General features: G+C 61.3%; 22 protein-coding genes. 15 read left to right on the plus strand and 7 right to left on the minus strand.

Features of this window, described 5'->3' with window-relative positions:
- Position 1 precedes the first annotated feature (1 nt).
- From DFR34_RS02925 to DFR34_RS02955, 6 genes are all read right to left on the minus strand, one after another.
- A complete protein-coding gene (locus DFR34_RS02925; RefSeq protein ID WP_110389660.1) occupies positions 2–913 on the minus strand; it encodes a phage tail protein in 912 nt (303 codons plus the stop codon).
- Positions 913–1,743, minus strand: a complete 831-nt coding sequence (locus DFR34_RS16725) for a hypothetical protein (RefSeq protein ID WP_146215037.1) — start codon at positions 1,741–1,743, stop codon at positions 913–915. Before DFR34_RS16725 ends, DFR34_RS02925 begins: the two co-directional genes overlap by 1 nt.
- 161 nt (positions 1,744–1,904) lie before the next feature.
- Positions 1,905–2,153 (minus strand): phage tail assembly protein, encoded by a 249-nt coding sequence (locus tag DFR34_RS02940; protein WP_110389663.1) that lies wholly within the window; start codon positions 2,151–2,153, stop codon positions 1,905–1,907.
- A gap of 72 nt (positions 2,154–2,225) precedes the next feature.
- Positions 2,226–2,750, minus strand: coding sequence for a phage major tail tube protein (locus tag DFR34_RS02945; protein ID WP_110389712.1), 525 nt, complete (start codon positions 2,748–2,750; stop codon positions 2,226–2,228).
- 5 nt (positions 2,751–2,755) lie between these two features.
- Complete coding sequence (locus tag DFR34_RS02950; RefSeq protein ID WP_245906795.1) at positions 2,756–4,342, minus strand: phage tail sheath subtilisin-like domain-containing protein; 1,587 nt, start codon at positions 4,340–4,342, stop codon at positions 2,756–2,758.
- 28 nt (positions 4,343–4,370) lie between these two features.
- Positions 4,371–4,835 carry a Gp37 family protein gene (locus DFR34_RS02955; protein WP_158281721.1) on the minus strand — a complete coding sequence of 155 codons (465 nt, stop codon included), beginning with the start codon at positions 4,833–4,835 and terminating at the stop codon, positions 4,371–4,373.
- Between the two features lie 287 nt (positions 4,836–5,122).
- Here DFR34_RS02955 and DFR34_RS02960 point away from each other — a divergent pair, with 287 nt between their 5' ends.
- From DFR34_RS02960 to DFR34_RS02970, 3 genes are all read left to right on the plus strand, one after another.
- Entirely contained in the window at positions 5,123–5,320 is a 198-nt protein-coding gene (locus DFR34_RS02960) for a DNA-binding protein (RefSeq protein WP_245906796.1), read from the plus strand.
- Positions 5,321–5,464: 144 nt separating this feature from the next.
- The gene (locus DFR34_RS02965; RefSeq protein WP_110389667.1) at positions 5,465–5,794 is read left to right on the plus strand and encodes a Mor transcription activator family protein; all 330 of its coding nucleotides are present in this window, start codon (positions 5,465–5,467) and stop codon (positions 5,792–5,794) included.
- Between the two features lie 191 nt (positions 5,795–5,985).
- Positions 5,986–6,750 carry an arylamine N-acetyltransferase family protein gene (locus DFR34_RS02970; RefSeq protein WP_110389668.1) on the plus strand — a complete coding sequence of 255 codons (765 nt, stop codon included), beginning with the start codon at positions 5,986–5,988 and terminating at the stop codon, positions 6,748–6,750.
- 13 nt (positions 6,751–6,763) lie between these two features.
- On the opposite strand, the gene DFR34_RS02975 is transcribed toward DFR34_RS02970, so the two are convergent.
- Complete coding sequence (locus DFR34_RS02975) at positions 6,764–8,101, minus strand: replication-associated recombination protein A (RefSeq protein WP_110389669.1); 1,338 nt, start codon at positions 8,099–8,101, stop codon at positions 6,764–6,766.
- A 233-nt stretch (positions 8,102–8,334) separates the two neighbouring features.
- Here DFR34_RS02975 and DFR34_RS02980 point away from each other — a divergent pair, with 233 nt between their 5' ends.
- The 12 genes from DFR34_RS02980 to DFR34_RS17065 all read left to right on the plus strand — a co-directional run.
- The gene (locus DFR34_RS02980) at positions 8,335–9,195 is read left to right on the plus strand and encodes a DMT family transporter (RefSeq protein WP_110389670.1); all 861 of its coding nucleotides are present in this window, start codon (positions 8,335–8,337) and stop codon (positions 9,193–9,195) included.
- 85 nt (positions 9,196–9,280) lie between these two features.
- Entirely contained in the window at positions 9,281–10,561 is a 1,281-nt protein-coding gene (locus DFR34_RS02985) for a DASH family cryptochrome (RefSeq protein WP_110389671.1), read from the plus strand.
- Between the two features lie 250 nt (positions 10,562–10,811).
- Positions 10,812–11,168 carry a GPW/gp25 family protein gene (locus DFR34_RS02990; protein WP_110389672.1) on the plus strand — a complete coding sequence of 119 codons (357 nt, stop codon included), beginning with the start codon at positions 10,812–10,814 and terminating at the stop codon, positions 11,166–11,168.
- A complete protein-coding gene (locus tag DFR34_RS02995) occupies positions 11,165–12,271 on the plus strand; it encodes a baseplate assembly protein (RefSeq protein WP_245906797.1) in 1,107 nt (368 codons plus the stop codon). Before DFR34_RS02990 ends, DFR34_RS02995 begins: the two co-directional genes overlap by 4 nt.
- Before the next feature lie 10 nt (positions 12,272–12,281).
- The gene (locus DFR34_RS03000; protein WP_158281722.1) at positions 12,282–13,334 is read left to right on the plus strand and encodes a phage tail protein I; all 1,053 of its coding nucleotides are present in this window, start codon (positions 12,282–12,284) and stop codon (positions 13,332–13,334) included.
- 2 nt (positions 13,335–13,336) lie between these two features.
- Complete coding sequence (locus DFR34_RS03005) at positions 13,337–13,777, plus strand: hypothetical protein (protein ID WP_110389674.1); 441 nt, start codon at positions 13,337–13,339, stop codon at positions 13,775–13,777.
- Complete coding sequence (locus tag DFR34_RS03010; RefSeq protein WP_110389675.1) at positions 13,777–14,505, plus strand: hypothetical protein; 729 nt, start codon at positions 13,777–13,779, stop codon at positions 14,503–14,505. The genes DFR34_RS03005 and DFR34_RS03010 overlap by 1 nt, the downstream gene beginning before the upstream one ends.
- Positions 14,506–14,521: 16 nt before the next feature.
- The gene (locus tag DFR34_RS03015; RefSeq protein ID WP_146215038.1) at positions 14,522–15,736 is read left to right on the plus strand and encodes a phage tail protein; all 1,215 of its coding nucleotides are present in this window, start codon (positions 14,522–14,524) and stop codon (positions 15,734–15,736) included.
- A gap of 12 nt (positions 15,737–15,748) precedes the next feature.
- Positions 15,749–16,066, plus strand: coding sequence for a hypothetical protein (locus DFR34_RS03020; RefSeq protein WP_110389677.1), 318 nt, complete (start codon positions 15,749–15,751; stop codon positions 16,064–16,066).
- A complete protein-coding gene (locus DFR34_RS16730; protein ID WP_146215039.1) occupies positions 16,063–17,028 on the plus strand; it encodes a hypothetical protein in 966 nt (321 codons plus the stop codon). Before DFR34_RS03020 ends, DFR34_RS16730 begins: the two co-directional genes overlap by 4 nt.
- Positions 17,029–17,031: 3 nt before the next feature.
- Positions 17,032–17,238 carry a hypothetical protein gene (locus DFR34_RS03030; RefSeq protein ID WP_110389679.1) on the plus strand — a complete coding sequence of 69 codons (207 nt, stop codon included), beginning with the start codon at positions 17,032–17,034 and terminating at the stop codon, positions 17,236–17,238.
- 94 nt (positions 17,239–17,332) lie between these two features.
- A partial coding sequence (locus tag DFR34_RS17065) for a hypothetical protein (protein ID WP_158281723.1) occupies positions 17,333–18,136 on the plus strand: 804 nt, incomplete at its 3' end.

The raw sequence follows: 18,136 nt of genomic DNA on the forward strand, positions 1-18,136 counted from the left end.
CTCACGCGGTACGGATGGAAAGATGGCCAATCAGCCAGTTCAGGGCTTGCTCGGCCTGGGCGAGTGCCTGCTGTGCGGCCAGTAGCGCTTGTTCTGCCCGAGCCAGTTGTGTGGTGGCATCGCCTGTGCTGCCGCCCAGATGGCCCAGGGCGCAAATCAATTCACGCAGCTGTTGTTGCAGGGTGCGCAATTGGGCGATGAGTACGTCCGTTTTAGCCGCAATTTCACCCCCGCGCTGACGCAGGGCACGCAGGCAATCCAGCGATCGGCCCAGCATCGGAATCAGTTTGGCCAGACGGCAGATGGCTTCCGGAGCCCGTTCTTGTGCGGCACGAGGATCACAGCGGAACAGCTCAATCACCGCGCTGGCCATACATAGCGCCAGATGGGCTGCGGCACACACGTCACGGGTGCGGATCAGGCAGGCTTGTTCTGCCGATGGCCGGGTGCAGGTCGGCGGTGGCGGCGGGGTGGGTTTATCATCGCACTGTCCTGGTATTGGCCGACAGACAGCTTCACCCGGTGAGACATGGATGACATCCCCGGCGCACTCTCGCAGCGTCAAGGTCACCATAGCCAGCAGCAATTCTCCATCGGCGTTGTTTTCCTGATGATCCACGTGCAGGCATGTCAGCACAAAGCGTCCGAGATAACGGCCATTGCCCAGCACCAGGGGGAGCACCTGATACTCGCGCTGGGCATCACGCAGCTGTTCGATCTGCTGACACGGCTGGCAATAGCTGGTGTGCAGGCGGATTTCGATCTTCCACTCATCCAACTGGCTGCCCAAAGCTTGCAGCACCGGCTTGTGGCCAATGCTGCCATGTTCGACATAGTGGCTTTGATGGCGGCTCTCCAGTGCACTGAAGCTGGTGAGCAGGTCAAATTCAATGGTACCCAGGGTGGCAAACATCAAAGATTTCCTCCGTAGGCCAGACGGCCATGTTCATGGGTGTAGCGCGCCATCAGGTCGCAAAAATCCGCAAATGACTGTTTCAGGCCCTGCTGCATGCACGAATGATGTGCCTGCTGGGGGCGGGCTTCGTGTACGTGGATATTCGGGCTGAAATGGATGGTGGTGGATAACGGCACGGTGTGCCTGGATGGCCGCACCGCATCTTCCTGCCGTTTGGCTGCAGCTTGTGGCGCCCGCAGCATGGCCTGCTGCTGTTCAGGGCCAGCGTTGGGTATGCGTGGTTTCAGCTCTGCGAGCCTCTGCCGACACGGGGATGCATGCCCCATTTGATGTAGCGATGTGGCAGCAGGCTGCGCACCATGTTTTTGGCTATCGACATGGTGTGCCGGCAGCAAGCGTGACAGGCCAAGATGGATGGCCGGATGGGCTGGCAGCTGCAATATGGGGCACAGTGCGGCCGTCGCCGTCAGGGGCAGTCCCAGACGGATGCCGACATGGTGATGGCTGGTCAACTGCACCATAGGGCTTGCCGCACAGGCGTGTTGCCGAGCACCTGACCGTGCACGGTGTGGCCGGATGCTGACCCGGCTCGCGACATGTGCCGATGGCATGCGATCTGCGGACCATGACAGTCCGGTGGACAGGCGTGCTGCACGGGTATCTGTCGCCTTTATCGTGCGACATGCCGTCAGAGGGAAATCCGGATGCCCGCAGGTCGAGGCTGCTTGAGCCAACTGGAGGGTTCTGCCCAGCACAATCTCGGCCACAGCCTGGCCTCCGATGGCCAGGCCGATGCCGTGCGTGTGTGTAAGAGGCGAAATGGTCATGTGGAATGCTCCTGACAATGAACAGTGGCCAGGCTCAGGGCAGGTCGTCGCGCGTGGCTTGTACGACCCAGGCAAAAAAATCTTCCAGTTCCAAACCGTCAATTTCACTGGGTTGAAAATGAAACGCATATGCCAGTGTGCCCGCGCCCTGCCAGAGGGATTCAGGCGATACCCAGAATGTCCAGAAATCGGGTTTTGAGCGTTTGGTAATCCGCCGCATCCATTTCTTCCAGATCTTCGGGCAACAGGCCGACCATACGCGCCACGCCCAGCAGCTCGATTTGGGCCGGATCGCTGTTGGCTTGTTGATTGATTGCCTTGATGTCACGGACTTTCAGGCGTCGCAGCGAGACACTGGCCAGCGGCTGGCCTGCTGCGGTGGTGAATGGGTATTGCAGGGTCACTTCCATGAACTGAGCTCCTGATGGCTGTGTACAAAGGCGGCCGGCGTGTTCTGAGGCTCACGCCGGCCGGGTGGAGGATCAGCCGCCGATGTTGTGGCGGTAATGTGCCAGGGCATCCTGGCCATCGACACGGAACACATTCGCCAGATAATCCAGCTCCAGGCACTCCTTGCCACCGATCAACTGCTTGAGCGCCGTGGCGCTGAAGGATGAGCAGAATTCGGCGTTTTCATTCTGACGGAAGGCACCCAGTGGGTTTTTCGTGAACATCACGGTCAGGAAGGTCACCAGCGGCTGCTCTTCAACACGGCCTTGTGCGTTGTACACCTCAATGCTGGAGCGGCATTGCAGTTGCACGGCCTGGAAAGGATTGGCCACCAGGAGTGCCACGTCCTGGTACAGGGCATTCCACTTGATCTCACCTTCCAGCTTGTCAAAGCCGGCAGGCAGTTCGATCTTGCCGATCATCCCCAGCGCCTTGTGTTCTTGCATGATGGCGCTGACATCGGGCAGGCGGATTTCACTGGCCCGGCCCAGCAGAGACTGGCCATTGACATAAATATTGGCATTGGTGATGCGATTGATCTGGATATTGCCAGCCATGATGATCAGGCTCCTTTCAGCGAAGTCAGGCATGCCGAGACGATCTCGGTTTCAAAGGACAGACGTTCCAGCACCGATGCCGGCGTGTAGCGATAGCTGATCAGCACATGCCCTTCTGCCAGTTGAGTGTCCGGATTACGGGCGGGGTCAAACCACGCCTTGAAGTGGCTGACCGCACCCTTGCCGATCAGCATGCGGCCATGGCGCTCGACCGATTCCACCAGGGTATCGATCAGGGCCTGATTGATCGGCTGATCAATATGGTTCTGACCAAGGCGGCGGATGGCCTCGTCGATCAAATCACTGGTGCGGCGCACATGCTCGAAATGGCGCGGATGAGGTTCGGTCGGCCAGGCTGCCGTACGGTTGCCCCACAGACGGAAGCCATCCTGGCTGGCCAGCACCGTGGTGATACCCTCGGCATTCAGACGGTTGATTTCCGATTGCGGATCATCGGTATGTGCCGGCAATGGGCGCTCCAGACCGGTGACACCCACCAGACGCTGGTTAGAGCTGGACCACCAGAAACCCTTATCCTGATCCACTCGGGCACGCAGGCCGGCAGCACGGGCTGAGAGCGGCTCCAGATGTTCGGTTTTGCTGGCCGGGTCATACACCTTGACATGCGGGTAACACAGTCTGACCCGATCGCTCAGGGTATTGAAATTGATTGCCCCATCCATATCCCGGCCGTCGATCACCTGTTGCAAGGTGGCGCCAATCGGCGCATCCAGATAAGTCATGGCCTTGAGGTCGGTGGCCAATGCGACCATGCTTTGCGCCACGCTGCTCTGGGTGCAGAAACCCGGCGCAATCAGGATCTTGGCTTCCAGGCCCAGCAGGCTGCTGGTGGTCTTCAGGGCTTGCAGGCCGGAGCTGGTTCCATTGTTGACATCCAGGGCACCGATGATTTCAACATCCGTGATCAGGCTGGGGTCGGCATAGTCATAGCTGGCCTTCAGTGCCGCACCTACGGCAATCGCACCTGTGGCAATGCGCACGATTTCGCCCGACAGGGCATTCAGCCGATAGTCGGTTCCCTCGGCATAGGTGGTGCCGCCAGCGGCATCGGTCAGGATCAGGTTGGCTACAGCCGGATGCATCAGACGGGCACGATCCGTGCGGGTGTTCAGCTCCAGTGTTTCCTGGGGCACCTGGGTCTTGTGTATGCTCGGGTCCAGCACATTGATGACAATGACCGGGCACACGCCATGGTCATGAATCGCTTTCAAGGCCTGAGGAATGGTAAAGCCCGCCAGTGCGGGACCAAACAGGGCGGCATCCTGTTCAGTGCCAATCAGGCTGGCTTGATTCACCGGGCCTGTGGGGGCTGCCCCCACCAGGCCGATCACGGCACTCTGCACCGCATGCAACTGGCGCGGGCCTCGTTCAACTTCGCTGGTGTCCACACCATGCAAATAGTTTGCTGCCATTGTTTTACGCTCCTTTTGCGTAGACAGCCGCACCGTCTGGGTGCGACCTGGATAGGCCATGTCAACGAGGGCATCGTTGGCAGTGGTCTGTTTTTCATGGAAAAACCAAAATAGGCGTACGTATCTGTGTCTGATTGCTCTCTTGGCATGGCGCTGCATGGTGCAGCCATGCCAGGAGGTAGGGCGTTTACTCGACCACACCTTGAACATCCATCAGCAAGACTGCCGGGGTGTGCGTGTCAGCAGGCAAGTACAGCAGCGTGATATCCAGTTCCAGCACATACAGCCATAGCGCTGGATCTTCTGTGCTCTGCCGGGATTCGCGTATCAGGCGCAAGGACATGCCATCCGGCAAGGTCAGGGTACGAAGAGCGCTACGTACACTTTCCAGCAGCCACAGTGCGGTATCTGCGCCTTGCAAGGGCTTGCACAGCACATGCGTCGTCAGATGGGCAATCTGCTGCTGCCCACAGCCTTGCAGATCTGCAGAAGGCAAGAAATCGCTGCCCCGATAACCCAGTAGCACCACATCTGCCGTAGTGGCCGGGGCGTAGGTGGCTGGCTGACCGGCAAAGTGGGCGACTTCACACGTCGGCAAGGCGCCCTGAAGCTGAATACGCAAGGTGTCGATCAATTGCGGAAGAGAGAGCATGGCCATCTTGTGTCAACCGTACGGGAAAAGATGGGCTCATGATCCGGAGAAGGCACACACAGGTCTTGTAAACTCGTTTACAAAAAGCAGTTACCCACCTGGTGTAGAAAGATGTAATTGACTTTTTAATGTAATAGTGATAAAGCCATGCTGATAAAATCAAAAAAATCTAAGTATTTCTACGATGACATTAATGGGTTGTTTTTTAGGTAGAAAATATGGTGAAATAAATCATCATCTGCGTTCAGATGATGCGATATAAATTTTTCAGATACGGAAAATTCATCATGTCTCACTCCAATGTAATGACCCCCGAAGAACTCAAGGCCAAATTCGAGCGCGAAGGTCGCACCTTCTCCAGTTGGGCCTTGGAACACGGCTACAATCGCATCGACGTATACAAGGTGCTCAGTGGCATCTGTAAGGCCAAGCGCGGCAAAGGCCATCAGATTGCCGTCCAACTCGGGCTCAAGCCCCAATCATGATGTGTTTTCACGTATTTTCAGCCTATCAGGCTGATGACATCAGTCGCTGAGCCGGCACCGGCATTCACAGGCAAGAATGCCGGCATCCGTTCAAGGACCGAACCCTGGGTGGCATGCCACCCAACGTGACATCAGGAGTACATCATGCGGGAACAATTGAAGAGCAAGGGCCCCGAGTTGCTGACTGATCTGGCCGATCATGTGGCCCTGACCCTGATCCAGTCTTGCCGGCTGGATCAGGAGGCTGCCCGGCAGGCGGCCCAGGCCGTGGCGGTACACATGGCCGACCACTGGGGCGGACAAAGTATTTACTTTCCCATGGGCTTGGCCCGGCGGATTTCCGAACGTGATAGCCTGATTCGTCAGGAATTTACTGGCAACAACCATGGCGATCTGGCCAGAAAGTATGGCGTATCGCTACAGTGGATTTACAAGATCGTCAAAGCCACTGACAAGATTGGCATCGCTTCATGAGAATGATCATGGTTTGATTTGGTCAATCGGCATGGTTTCTGTCATCGGTACGGTGTGTCATTTCATGACGCACCGTTTTTTCATGCCTGAGCGACACTGTACTGCTCCGCGCCCATATGTACTGTCTCTGGCAGGGCCGGCGCACTGGCGTACACTGGTGGCTTGTTTCTCTTCGTGAAAGACCTTGCACTATGTACGCCAGCAACTTTGTGCTTGACGACTATCTCAGCCGCATCGGCTACCACGGCCCGCGCGACGCCAGCGCCGCCACCCTGGCGCAGCTGATGCGCGCCCAGTTGTTTACCGTGCCGTTTGAAAACCTGGACGTGCAAGCCGGCAAAATCGTGTCGATGACGCCGGAAGACATCGTGCAAAAAATCGTCTACCAGCCACGCGGCGGCTACTGCTACGAAGTCAACGGTCTGTTCGCCATGGCCTTGCAGGCGCTGGGCTTTAGCTACACTTTTTTGGCCGCGCGGCCGATGTTCTACCCGGTGCGCCGCCCGAAAACCCATATGGTGCTGTGCGTGCGCGCCGATGGCCGCGACTGGCTGTGTGACTTGGGTTTTGGCAGCTATGGCATCCGCGCGCCGCTGGCGCTGGATGCGCTGGATAGTGATATTGCCCAGGATCACGACCGCTTCCGCCTCAGCCGCGATGCGCAAGGCGTGTATCTGCTGCAAGCCTGGGTGGACGGCGAATGGGCCAATCAATATGGCTTTGACCTGCACCCGCAAGAGTGGATCGACTTTGCCCCGGCCAACTATCTGAACTCCACCCACCCCGAGGCGATTTTTGTGCAAAAACTGCTGGTGGTGCGCCACACCCCGCGCGGCCGCCACATCCTGCTGGGCGAGCGTCTGAAAACCATCGAAGACGGCGTCAGCCAGCTGCGCGAGTTGGGCGCGGCCGAGGTGGCTGTGGTCTTGCGCGAGGTGTTTGCCCTGGCGGCCTGATGTCGCTGCCGGCTCAATGCGTGTCGCTGTCGGCCTCGGCATCCAGCCCGCGTAAAAACGCCAGCTTGTCGGCTATCTTGCTTTCCAGCCCACGCGGCACCGGCTGATACCAGCCCGGCTCGGCCATGCCTTCGGGCAAGTAGCGCTCGCCTGCGGCGTAGCCGTGCGGTTCGTCGTGGGCGTAACGGTAGGCGTGGCCGTGGCCCAGCTCTTTCATCAGTTGAGTGGGGGCGTTGCGCAGATGCACCGGGACTTCCCGGCTTTTGTCCTGCTTCACAAAGGCGCGCGCCGCGTTATAGGCGGTGTAGCCGGCATTGCTCTTGGCGGCAACAGCCAGATAAATCACCGCCTGTGCCAGCGCCAACTCGCCTTCCGGGCTGCCCAGCCGCTCGTAGGTCAAGGCGGCGTCGTTGGCGATTTGCATGGCGCGCGGGTCGGCCAAGCCGATGTCTTCCCAGGCCATGCGCACAATGCGCCGGGCCAGATAGCGCGGGTCGGCGCCGCCATCCAGCATGCGCGTCAGCCAGTACAGCGCGGCGTCCGGGTGCGAGCCGCGCACCGATTTGTGCAGCGCAGAAATCTGGTCGTAAAAATGGTCGCCGCCCTTGTCAAAGCGCCGGCTGTTGACAGTCAGCGCGCTGTCAACAAACTGGGCGTCGATGGCCTCCACCTGCGCCGCCTGGGCGGCGGCGGCGCATTGCTCAAGCAGATTCAGCAGCCGGCGCGCGTCGCCGTCGGCATGGCCCACCAGCGCCGCTTGCGCTGCCTCGTCAAAGCGCAGCTGCGGCAGCGCCTTGCGCTGGGCGCGGGTGAGCAACAGCCTGAGCTCGTCATCGCCCAGGGATTTCAGCACATACACCTGCGCGCGCGACAACAGCGCGGCGTTGACCTCAAACGATGGGTTCTCGGTGGTGGCGCCGATAAAGGTCACCAGCCCGCTTTCGGTGTAGGGCAACAGCGCATCTTGCTGGCTTTTGTTAAAGCGGTGGATTTCATCGACAAACAAAATGGTACGCACCCCGCGCGCCAGATGGCGCTGGGCGGTGTCCATGGCGGCGCGGATATCTTTCACCCCGGAAAACACCGCCGACAGGGCGATGAATTTACAGTGAAACGCGCTGGCAGTCAGCCGCGCCAGCGTGGTCTTGCCCACCCCCGGCGGCCCCCAAAAAATCATCGAATGCGGCTTGCCGGACTGAAACGCCAGTTGCAAGGGCTTGCCGGGGCCGAGCAAATGGCGCTGGCCAATCACCTCGTCCAGATTGTGCGGGCGCAGGGCTTCGGCCAGCGGCGCGGCGGGCGTCTGGGCAAATAGCTCAGATGGCGAGGACGCAGAAAACAAATCGCTCATGGCGGCTCGGGCAAAAATAGACACGGCAAGATTCTGACCGGCGCACGGCGGGGCTGCAAGCATGGGCTTACGGTGTCTCGTGCTATGGTATGACGTTCATACTAAGAGCCGCTAACAAAACCCTCCTGGCGTTGTTGTGTGACCTTGTCGTACTACTTGTACTGTCTGCGGTCACACGCCTAGCCAGGAACGCTGCGCTGGGTTTTGTTAGCGACTCTAAGCAAGGCGGGTGTATGTCGTGGTTTGCCTGGGCGCTGGTGCTGGCCGGCGCGGTGTGTCATGCGTTGTGGAATCTGATCGCCAAACGGGTGGCCAGCGGCGGCGCGCCGTTTGTCTGGCTGTATGGCGTGGTCAGCCTGTGCTGGCTGACGCCGCTGGCCATCTGGCAGGCGCAGGCGCTCATCTGGACGCCGGCCATGCTGGCGGTGGTGCTGGGCAGCGCGCTGTTGCATGCGGTGTATTCGCTGGTGTTGCAGCGCGGCTACCAGCGCGCGCCGTTTTCGCTGGTGTATCCGCTGGCGCGCGGCAGCGGGCCCTTGTTGTCGGCGCTGGGCGCCACGCTATGGCTGGCGGAAGCGCCCAGCGTGCGCGGTTGGGGCGGCATTGCTTTGCTGATTGCCGGCATCGGCTTACTCAGTCGCGGCGGCCAGACCGAGGTCGATCCGGCCCGCCAGCGCGCAGGGATAGGCTGGGGGCTGACTACGGGCGCCTGCATTGCCGCTTACACCCTGGTGGATGGCGTAGCGGTCAAAACCCTGGCCATGCCGCCGCTGGTGTTTTATGGCTATAGCCTGCTGGCGCGCAGTGTGTTGCTGGCGCCGCTGGCCTGGCGACAGCCGCAAGCGATGCGCCGCCAGGCGCGCGACCATTGGCGCGCCGCGCTGCTGGTGGGCGTGTTGTCGCCGCTGGCCTATGCGCTGGTGTTGTTTGCCCTGCAAATCGCCCCCTTGAGTTATGTGGCGCCAGTGCGCGAGGTGTCGATGCTGCTGGCCAGCTGGCTGGGCGCGCGTTATCTGGGCGAGGCCTTGACCCCGCAGCGACTGGCCGGCTCGGCGCTGATGCTGCTGGGCGTGGCCTTGCTGGCTGGTGCATAAGGCGCTCAGCAAACTCTGCTGGCCTTGCCGTGTCTACAGGCCGCTACCCGATATGGCGAGCTACTCTCGAAGAAAGACCCCAGACATGAGTGTGATGATTTACTGGTTTCGTCAGGATGCCCGGCTGCACGATGCGCCGGCCTTGCGCTGGGCCGCCGAGCGCGCCAGCGCGCTGTGTCCTGTGGTGTGTCTGCCGCCGGAGAGCACTACCCGCTGGGGCGTGCCGCGTCTGGGGCCGCACCGACAGGTGGCGCGCGGGCAAACCTGGCTGGGCTTGGACGCCAGCTTGCGCGCCTTGGGTAGCCGGCTGGCGGTGTTGCACGGCGAGCCGGCGCAGGCGTTGCCGGCCTTGGCCCGTCAGTTGGGCGCTGACACCGTGGTGTGCGAGCGCATTGCCGCGCCAGAAGAAGACGCCGAGGTGGCCGCCTTGCGCGCGGCCGGCCTGACCGTGCGCGAGCACTGGCAATCCGGGCTGTTCGAGCCATCGGCGCTGCCGTTTGCCGTGGCCGACTTGCCCAAGGTGTTCAGCCAGTTTCGCCAGCAACTCAGCCGCGCCGCTTGCCAGCCGCTGGCGCCACTGCCCGCGCTCAGCCAGTTGCCGCCCTGGCCGGCCGCTGCGCCGGCGCTGCCCGGCCCCAGCGAAGCACCTTGCCCGCCGCTGGCGTCGGGCTGCGCGTTTCCGTATGCCTTGCCGGCCTGGCGGCTGGACGAAGCGGCCGGGTTGGCGCATCTGGCTGGCTATTGCGCTGGCGAGGACATCGCCCGATACAAAGCCACCCGCAATGGCCTGAGCGGCACGGCGTATTCCAGCAAGTTTTCGCCCTGGCTGGCCTGCGGGGCCTTGTCGGTGCGCCAGGTGTGGGCGGCGCTGGCGGCGCGCGACGCGGAATATGGCGTCAGCGAGGGCACGGAGTGGCTGCGCTTTGAATTATTGTGGCGAGAATACTTCCGGCTGCTGCACCTGGCCTGCGGTCGGCAGTTGTATGGCACTAGCGGCCTGAACCCGCAAGCACCCACACCGCGCCATCACCCGGCCGGCTATGCCCGCTGGTGTGAGGGCCGCACCGGCCAGCCCCTGGTGGACGCCGCCATGCGCGAGCTGGCCGCCAGCGGTTATTTGTCCAACCGCCTGCGCCAGGTGGCGGCCAGTTATCTCTTGCACGAACTCGATGACGACTGGCGCGCCGGCGCGGCGTGGTTTGAGGCGCAGTTGGTGGATTACGATGTGTACAGCAATCAGGGCAATTGGCTGTATATCGCCGGCCGGGGAACCGACCCGCGCGGCGGCCGGCGCTTTAACCCGGACAAGCAAGCCGCTGAATACGATGCGGATGGGGCTTATCGGCGCTTATGGGGCACGGCCTGATTGCCATGTGCTGCGTGGTGGCGTGTCTGCGTCTGTGCGGACGGTAACCGTTGCACAGACGCAGACAGCGACGCCAGCCTTTTTATGCTGTTGCAGGTCAGCGGCAAACGGGCTGTGTTAGATTGTAAGGCATTGTTTATATAGTAATTTTTTGGTTTTTTTGGCGCTGTCCTGACTGCGCCATCTCGGGATGATGGTTCTTTAAATCCCGTTAATATCTCCTCCAGACAGCTGGCGGCATCATGGCCGCATGACACAGCTAACCGACATCTCATCCCCGAACTGGCCGCAGGCTGCAACCCGTGCTGGCACAGCGCCATCACTCGAAAGCCTTCATCAGGCCATTCAAATCATTCTTCGCACGCCCAAGGGGGCTAACCCCTTGCGACCGGATTTCGGTTCGGATTTGCGTCGTTATCTGGATGCGCCGATTGATCGGGCGCGTCCACACGTGGCACGCGAAGTTGTTGAAGCCATTTACCGTTGGGAGCCGCGCATCAGGGTAGACATGGTCTCGCTGATCCGGATCGACGATGGACGCGCGCACCTGCGTGTCAGTTGGCGGCTTGCCAATGGCCTTTTACAACAGACGGAGGCCGTGTTGTGAGTTCTTCTCCCCCTAAAATCGTGGCGGATGACAGCCAGGCGATTGTGCAGGAAATGATCGCCGCTTATGAGGCGATGACCGGCAGTATCTTGTCCGATGCCCAACCCGAACGCCTGCTGATCGACTTGCTGGCTTATCGTGAAACCCTGGTGCGCACGGCCATCAACGATGCCGCCCGCCAGAATCTGGTGGCATTTGCCCGCCCTCCCATGCTGGATTATCTGGGTGAACTGGTGGGGGTGACCCGTTTGCCGGCACAAAGCGCCAGCGCCCTGGTCCGCCTGACCCTCGCCGCACCGTTGACCCGCACACTGATGATCCCCGCCGGTTTTCGGGTTGCTACGGCCAGTGGCGTGCAATTTCATACTCGGGAAGATGTCCTGGCCAATATTGGCGCCAGTGTCATCGACATCACCGTGTTTGCCGTAGAACCTGGACCGGCAGGCAATGGCCTTGCTCTGGGCAAGATCAATCGGCCTGTGGATTGTCTGGGCGTGACCATTCTGTCGGTCAGCAATCTGACCGTGACGGTGGATGGCGCCGACATCGAATGTGATGAACATCTGCGCGAGCGAATCAAGCTGGCGCCAGAACGCTTCAGCACCGCAGGCAGCCGTCTGGCCTATCGTTACCATGCCATCAGTGCCCATCCCGATATCATTGATGTGGCGGTGGATTCTCCCGAGCCTGGCGTGGTGCGGCTGTTTCCTTTGAGCAAGAGCGGGCTGCCCAGTGCCGCCTTGCGTCATGCTGTGGCCAAGGCTTGCTCGGATGAAAAAGTCCGTCCCCTGACCGATCAGGTGCAGGTGCTGTCTCCACAGGAAATCACTTACTCGGTTCAGGCCCGCCTGCTGGTGTTTCGTGATGCTCATGCCGAGTGCGTGCTGGAAGCCGCCCGCTCGCGTCTGGTGGCGCTGACGACACAGCTTTCTGCCACCTTGGGACGAGACATCGTGCCCAGCCAGTTGATTGCTGCTCTGTCGGTACCGGGCGTGTATCAGGTTGAGTTGATTGCACCAGCCACCACCCTGGATGTGCCTGTCTATGGCTGGCCGCACTGTATCGGCATCGACCTGGTGCTGGCAGGAGAGCGTGATGGCTGATAGCGCACCCTTGCTGCTTGCCCTGGAGCCACGCTTTCGTGCGCTGGCCACCTTGTCGGCACGGCTGAATACGCTGGACATGACTCGCTTGCTGGTCAATCTGGTAGACACCACACCTGTCGAAGTATTGCCCTGGCTGGCAGAACAGTTTCATGTGCTCGATGAAGGCTGGCATACCGCGGCGGATGACGCCGCACGACGTGCACTGATCAAATCATCCATCGAATTGCATCGCCACAAGGGCACACCCTGGGCCGTGCGCCAGGCGTTGGCGCGTATCGGGCTGGAGCGGATCAAGCTGGTGGAAAACTGGCAAGCGTCTCCGAAGCGTCCAGCTTATACCTTCCGGGTGCTGTTTCCGCCGGTGCCGGCGCTGGAGGACGCGGCAAAAGTGGCCGAAATCCGCCGGACGATCGACCAGTACAAGAATGTCCGTTCGCATTACGACATGGCGATCTCGCTGAACCCGACCGATCCCTGTGAGCCTGTGGATGCTCCTGCCCGGATTCCCTGTCGTACCGGCATTCGCTACCTGGGGATCTGGCATGTTCGTTGTCATTCTCCGCAGATTCCCGTGCAGGTGCATCCGCATGTCGGGCTGGCCGGTGTGGGCATTGCCCGCCTGCATGCGCCGGATATTCCGTGTCACATCTCACTGACCGTGGGCAAATCGATTGGCGGCAATCTGGTCGCCCGTTTGGGGCCTGGCTGGCCGGTGCATGGCTGGCGTGACTGGTGTCAATCGCGCTCGCCCACCTGGAGCCTGCATCCTGGCTGGCATGCTGCCGCCGTGGTGGTGTTGCGCCCATGGTTTGCCAGTTTCCAGATGGATGTGCAAACCGGGGCAGCCGTGACGCTATGCCCGGTATTACGTCCCTGGCCTGCATCACCCTATGCCTGGCGCAACTGGCAGCGCCCGAACGATGCCCAACTGAACATCAGCGACTTTGCCCTGGGGCTGGCGCAAGGATACAGCCAGACCGGCGCGATCCATTGGGCTGTGCCGGGTGAAGGAGACAGTTCCAGTTTATTAACCAATATTCAAACCAGCTTTGGAGGATAGCCATGTCGTTACTGCAACAAATAGGCCAGAGCGTAGGCAGTTTTCTGGCCAGCAAGCGCGGCGTTGCCAACGGTTTTGCCGGCACCGATGCCAATAACCATCTGCTGGTATCTCATCTGCCCACCCAGGTGGTGACCCGTGATGCCAGTGGCAAGATTCCCCCGTCGGATCTGCCGGCATCACTGGGTGTCGGCATGATGCACTTCAGCGACGATTTTGATGCTTCTGCCGGCGTGGCGCCGGTCAGCCCGTCTGCCGACAACCTGGGCTGGGTCTGGCGAGTAACGGTGCCGGGGACTGTCCTGGGGGTGCGCTATGAAATCGGCGATTGGCTGGTCAGTACGGGCACCGGGTTTGTCTGCCATGCCAATGGCGCCAGCGATCTGGGCACCACGGCTGATTTCACTGCAGCACTGAATGCTGCGTTCCTTGGGACGCTCTGATGAATACGTTTGCCACCCTGGGTGACGCATTGGGTCAATGGTTGCGCCAGCAACTGGCCAGCCCCAGCGCGGCTGGCCTGATGTCTGCCACAGACAAGCAGTGGCTGGATGCGCATCGCAGCTTGCCCACCGTGATCAGCTGGAGCGCCATCAAGGCTGAGTACCAGCGCCTCGGACTGACCGAGCTGAGCCAGCGTCTGGCTGCTGATGCGGATTTTGCCGCTGCCGTGACCTTGCTGCTGGCCACGGGGCAGATGCCCGATCGTCTGGCGCCGGTGGCGCTGCTGCCGGTATTGACCACCAGTGACAGCTGGAGCTCGGGCAGCGTGCCGGTGGCCGGCACGCTGGGCGCCTCCAGTTATTACTCCACCTCGCTACCACGCAAATCCCGCGATGGCAGCCTGACTGTCGGCTGGGTGCCTGCCTACAGTGAGCCCACCAATGCCTGGTTGTACGCCCAGTTTGTTTCGCCCGTGCAAGTCAAGCGCCTGCATCTGTATGTGTCGGGCAGCACCTACAGCCCGACTTCAGTGGCGATCGAATGCGCCAGCAGCCTGACTGGCGTGTGGTCCACCGTGGCGACCTTTGCTGTGCAGCAAGTGACCAGTGAGCAAATTTTTGCCGTGCCTGCCTACGCCGCACATCCCTGCTGGCGGGTGCGCATTCTGGCCATCGCCGGCAACCAGCCTGGCATTTTTGAATGGCAGCTTGACGGCCTGCCCAGTTAACTGAACGGAGACATGCATGTCCCTGATTTTATATCCCACCCGTGTCGGCATGGACCGGGAAAACCTGGCGCTGTCCACCGGCCAGCCGATGCCCAAGATTGCCCATGTTGTGGTTGGCAGCGGCATGCCGCACGCCGACCCCGCCGCTGCCACTGCACTGGTCAATCCGCGTGCCGAATCGGTGCAGCTGGCCATCACCCGACTGTCCGACACCGCCATCCAGATCAATGCCGGCATCGACAAGGCGGGCTGCTACACCATCACCGAAGTGGGCCTGATGCTGGCCGATGGCACGCTGTACGCCTATGGCCCGCTGATGCCACCGCATGGCATGCACAAAGGTGAAAACATCGCCATTGAACTGCCCTGCGTGCTCAGCCGTGCCCATCTGTGTGACCTGGAAGTGGACTGGAGCATCCTGGACATCAATGAGCTGGCGCACACCGTCAAGGAGTTGGCGCTGGATGCCCTGCTGCACGATGCCTGCCAACTGCTCACCTGCCAGTTGGATCCGCTGGAACACGCCCTCAAGCATGCTTGGGAATATGGTGCCCAGCACTTCGAGATGGAGCTGTTCAGCCCGCGCTTTACCCTGCGCGACAGCGCCCCGATTGCCATCAGCGGCGTAGTGGCTGGCGACGACAGCCTGGACCTGGCCGAGCACACCGACACACTGACCAGCGGTGATTACGTGATCTTCAACGCCAGCCATGCCGAGCCGGTGCGCATCCTGGCCAATCTGGAACTGGGCCGCCGTCGGGTGGTGAACAACCTGCAATACACCTACCCCAACGCCACCCTGGCGCGCAGCAACTGGACTTTTGAATCCTGCCAGAACGCCGTGTGTCCGGCTGGTGGGCTGTATTTCACCCGGGTGCTCAAGCTGGGCACTGGCCTGGCGCCGCACCGGGTTTACCTGCGGGCGCTGACAGCGGCCGGCGCGCCAGAGCTGGCCTGGCGTGATGAAAATGGCGAATACACCCATGTGCCGGTGATCGAGACGCGTCTGGTGGACAGCCAATGGTCTGACTACATCTACGCCGTGCCGGCACATGACCGTATCTGCCTGCGTGTGCGCACCCCGGTGGCCACTCGTGTGCACTGCCTGGTGGCCTGTAACACCCTGGTTTTCAGCGCCAGCGGTAATTGCGCGGATTGCGTGACCCACAGCGAGCTGGACATTCAACAACACAACCTGCGGACGATGGATTACTTCCTCGCCCAAATCTAAGGAGCACATCACATGGCATCTGGACGACTGGGGGCCGCCGACCTGACGGCGGACACCGATACCCTGCTCTACACCGTGCCGGCTGGCAAGATCGCCACCGTCAACATCCGCGTGACCAACCGCAACGCCATCAGCGCCGCCATCACCCTGGCCATCGGCCCGGGCCAGACACCGGCCGCGGCAGATTACATCGAATACCAGGCCCCGCTGGATGGTCATCTGCCGCTGGAAGACACCGGCCTGATCCTGTCTGCCGGTGAAAAAGTCTGGGCGCGCGCCAGCCTGGCCGGCGTGTCGGTGCGTGTGCACGGCTACGAAGGAGACGCATGATGGGACGTTATATCGGTAAATCGTTGGTGGGGGTGGGTGGCGGCGGGACGAGTGCCACGCTGACCTCCGGGATGGTCACCAAGACGGTTGGCGCGGGGTATATGGGTGAGTTTGGCAGCGGCCAGTATCGGGTGTTTTACAGCAATGGCAGCTTTACCGTGCCCGCTGGCGTCAGCAAGCTGCGCGTGCGGGTGGTTGGGGCTGGGGCGGGTGGCGGTAATCAAAGCCGTGGTGGCTGTGGTGGTGGCTACGCCCATGGTGTGTTTGATGTGGCACCGACGGTTCAGTATGCCGTAACTGTGGGTGTGGGTGGTTCTGGGTATGGTGGCACTGGAGGATCGTCGTCGTTTGGCTCACTAATTTCCGTGACTGGTGGTACGACCAGTGCGCCAGGCATCGGATTTGGCGGTGATTTTCAGGCCAGCGGCGGCGCGTCAGGCAATGCTATTGGATCTGGCGGTGGTGGCTCCGGATCGCAATTGGGCAATGGTGGATCTTCGGCCGCCCATACTCCATCCGGTGGTGGCGGCGTTGGCGGAGGCAGTTCTGTATGTATGAACGGAGCATCAGGTGGCGGTAGTGCATTCGGCAATAGCGCCATGTTTGGTGGAGAGGGGGCTCCAGACATCATCGGTGCTGTGGCCACCAGCGCCAATGCATCCGGCGACTTTAACCGCATCCTAGCCACGTTCAGATTCCCGTTTGACAGCTTTGTCGGTGGCGGTGGTTTTTTAGGTGGTGCTGGTGGCTCAGGCGCAGGCGGTGGCGGTGGAACCCCCGGCGGTAATGGAGGAGTTGTCGGCGGAAATGGCCGCAATGGTGGTGGCGGTGGTGGCTCAGGTGCTGGCGGTGGTAGCAGCAGCGGCATCGGTGGCAATGGAGGTATTGGTGCTGGTGGTGGTGGTTCCGAAAATTCTACCGGCGGTCTTGGCGGTCCCGGCCTGGTCATCGTGGAGTGGTAAATCATGACAAATTTCGCACGCATCATCGATCACATCGCCGTGGACGTTTCCACCGATCCGCAGGCGCATTTTCATCCGCAACTGGCCAGCGAATTCGTCGCCGTGCCCGATCAAGTCAGCTGGGGCTGGCGTCGTGACGCCGCAGGCCACTGGCAAGCGCCCGTGCCTATGCCGGTTCAGGCTGAATCCCAGCCGGCCGAGGCGTCCTGACGCGCGTCTGACTGACTGAACTTTCCCGATTCGCACGCCCTCGCCGACGCGCTTTGCGCCCGGTGCGGGGCGGGCATTGTCCAAAGGAACCTCCATGTCTTTGATTTTGACTCCCACCCACGCCGGCATGGACCGCGAGAACACCGCGCTGGCCAATGGTGAACCGCTGCCCAAGGTGGCGCGCGTGGTGGTCGGCACTGGTGTGCCGCACACCGACCCGGCCACGGCCACCGCCCTGGTGGCGCCGCGCGCCCAGTCGGTGCAACTGGCCATCACCCGCTTGTCTGATACCGCCATCCAGATCAATGCCGGCATCGACAAAACCGGCGCATATGCCATCACCGAAGTGGGCCTGGAGCTGGCCGACGGCACGCTGTACGCCTACGGCACGCTGATGCCGCCGGCCGGTTTTTTCAAGGGCGAAGGCATCGCCCTGGAGCTGCCGTGCGTACTGTCGCGCAGCAATCTGGGCCAACTGACCGTAGATTGGAACATCCTTGATGTCAACGCCCTGGCGGAAAACATCAAGAATCTGGCGCTGGATGCCTTCACCAGCGAAGCCTCGCCGATCATTGCCGATCTGGTGTCGCCGCTGGAGCAGGCCGTGCGCTATAGCTGGGAAGACGGCATCCAGCGCTTTGAAATGGAGCTGTTCAGCCCGCGCTTTACCCTGCGCGACAGCGCCCCCATCGCCATCAGCGGCGTGGTGGCCGGTGACGACAGCCTGGACCTGGCCGAGCACACCGACACGCTGACCAGCGGCGATTACGTGATCTTCAACGCCAGCCACGCCGAGCCGGTGCGCATCCTGGCCAATCTGGAACTGGGCCGCCGTCGGGTGGTGAACAACCTGCAATACACCTACCCCAACGCCACCCTGGCGCGCAGCAACTGGACC

The sequence above is a fragment of the Rivihabitans pingtungensis genome (genome assembly GCF_003201855.1).
In the GTDB taxonomy this organism is placed as follows: Bacteria; Pseudomonadota; Gammaproteobacteria; order Burkholderiales; family Aquaspirillaceae; genus Rivihabitans; species Rivihabitans pingtungensis.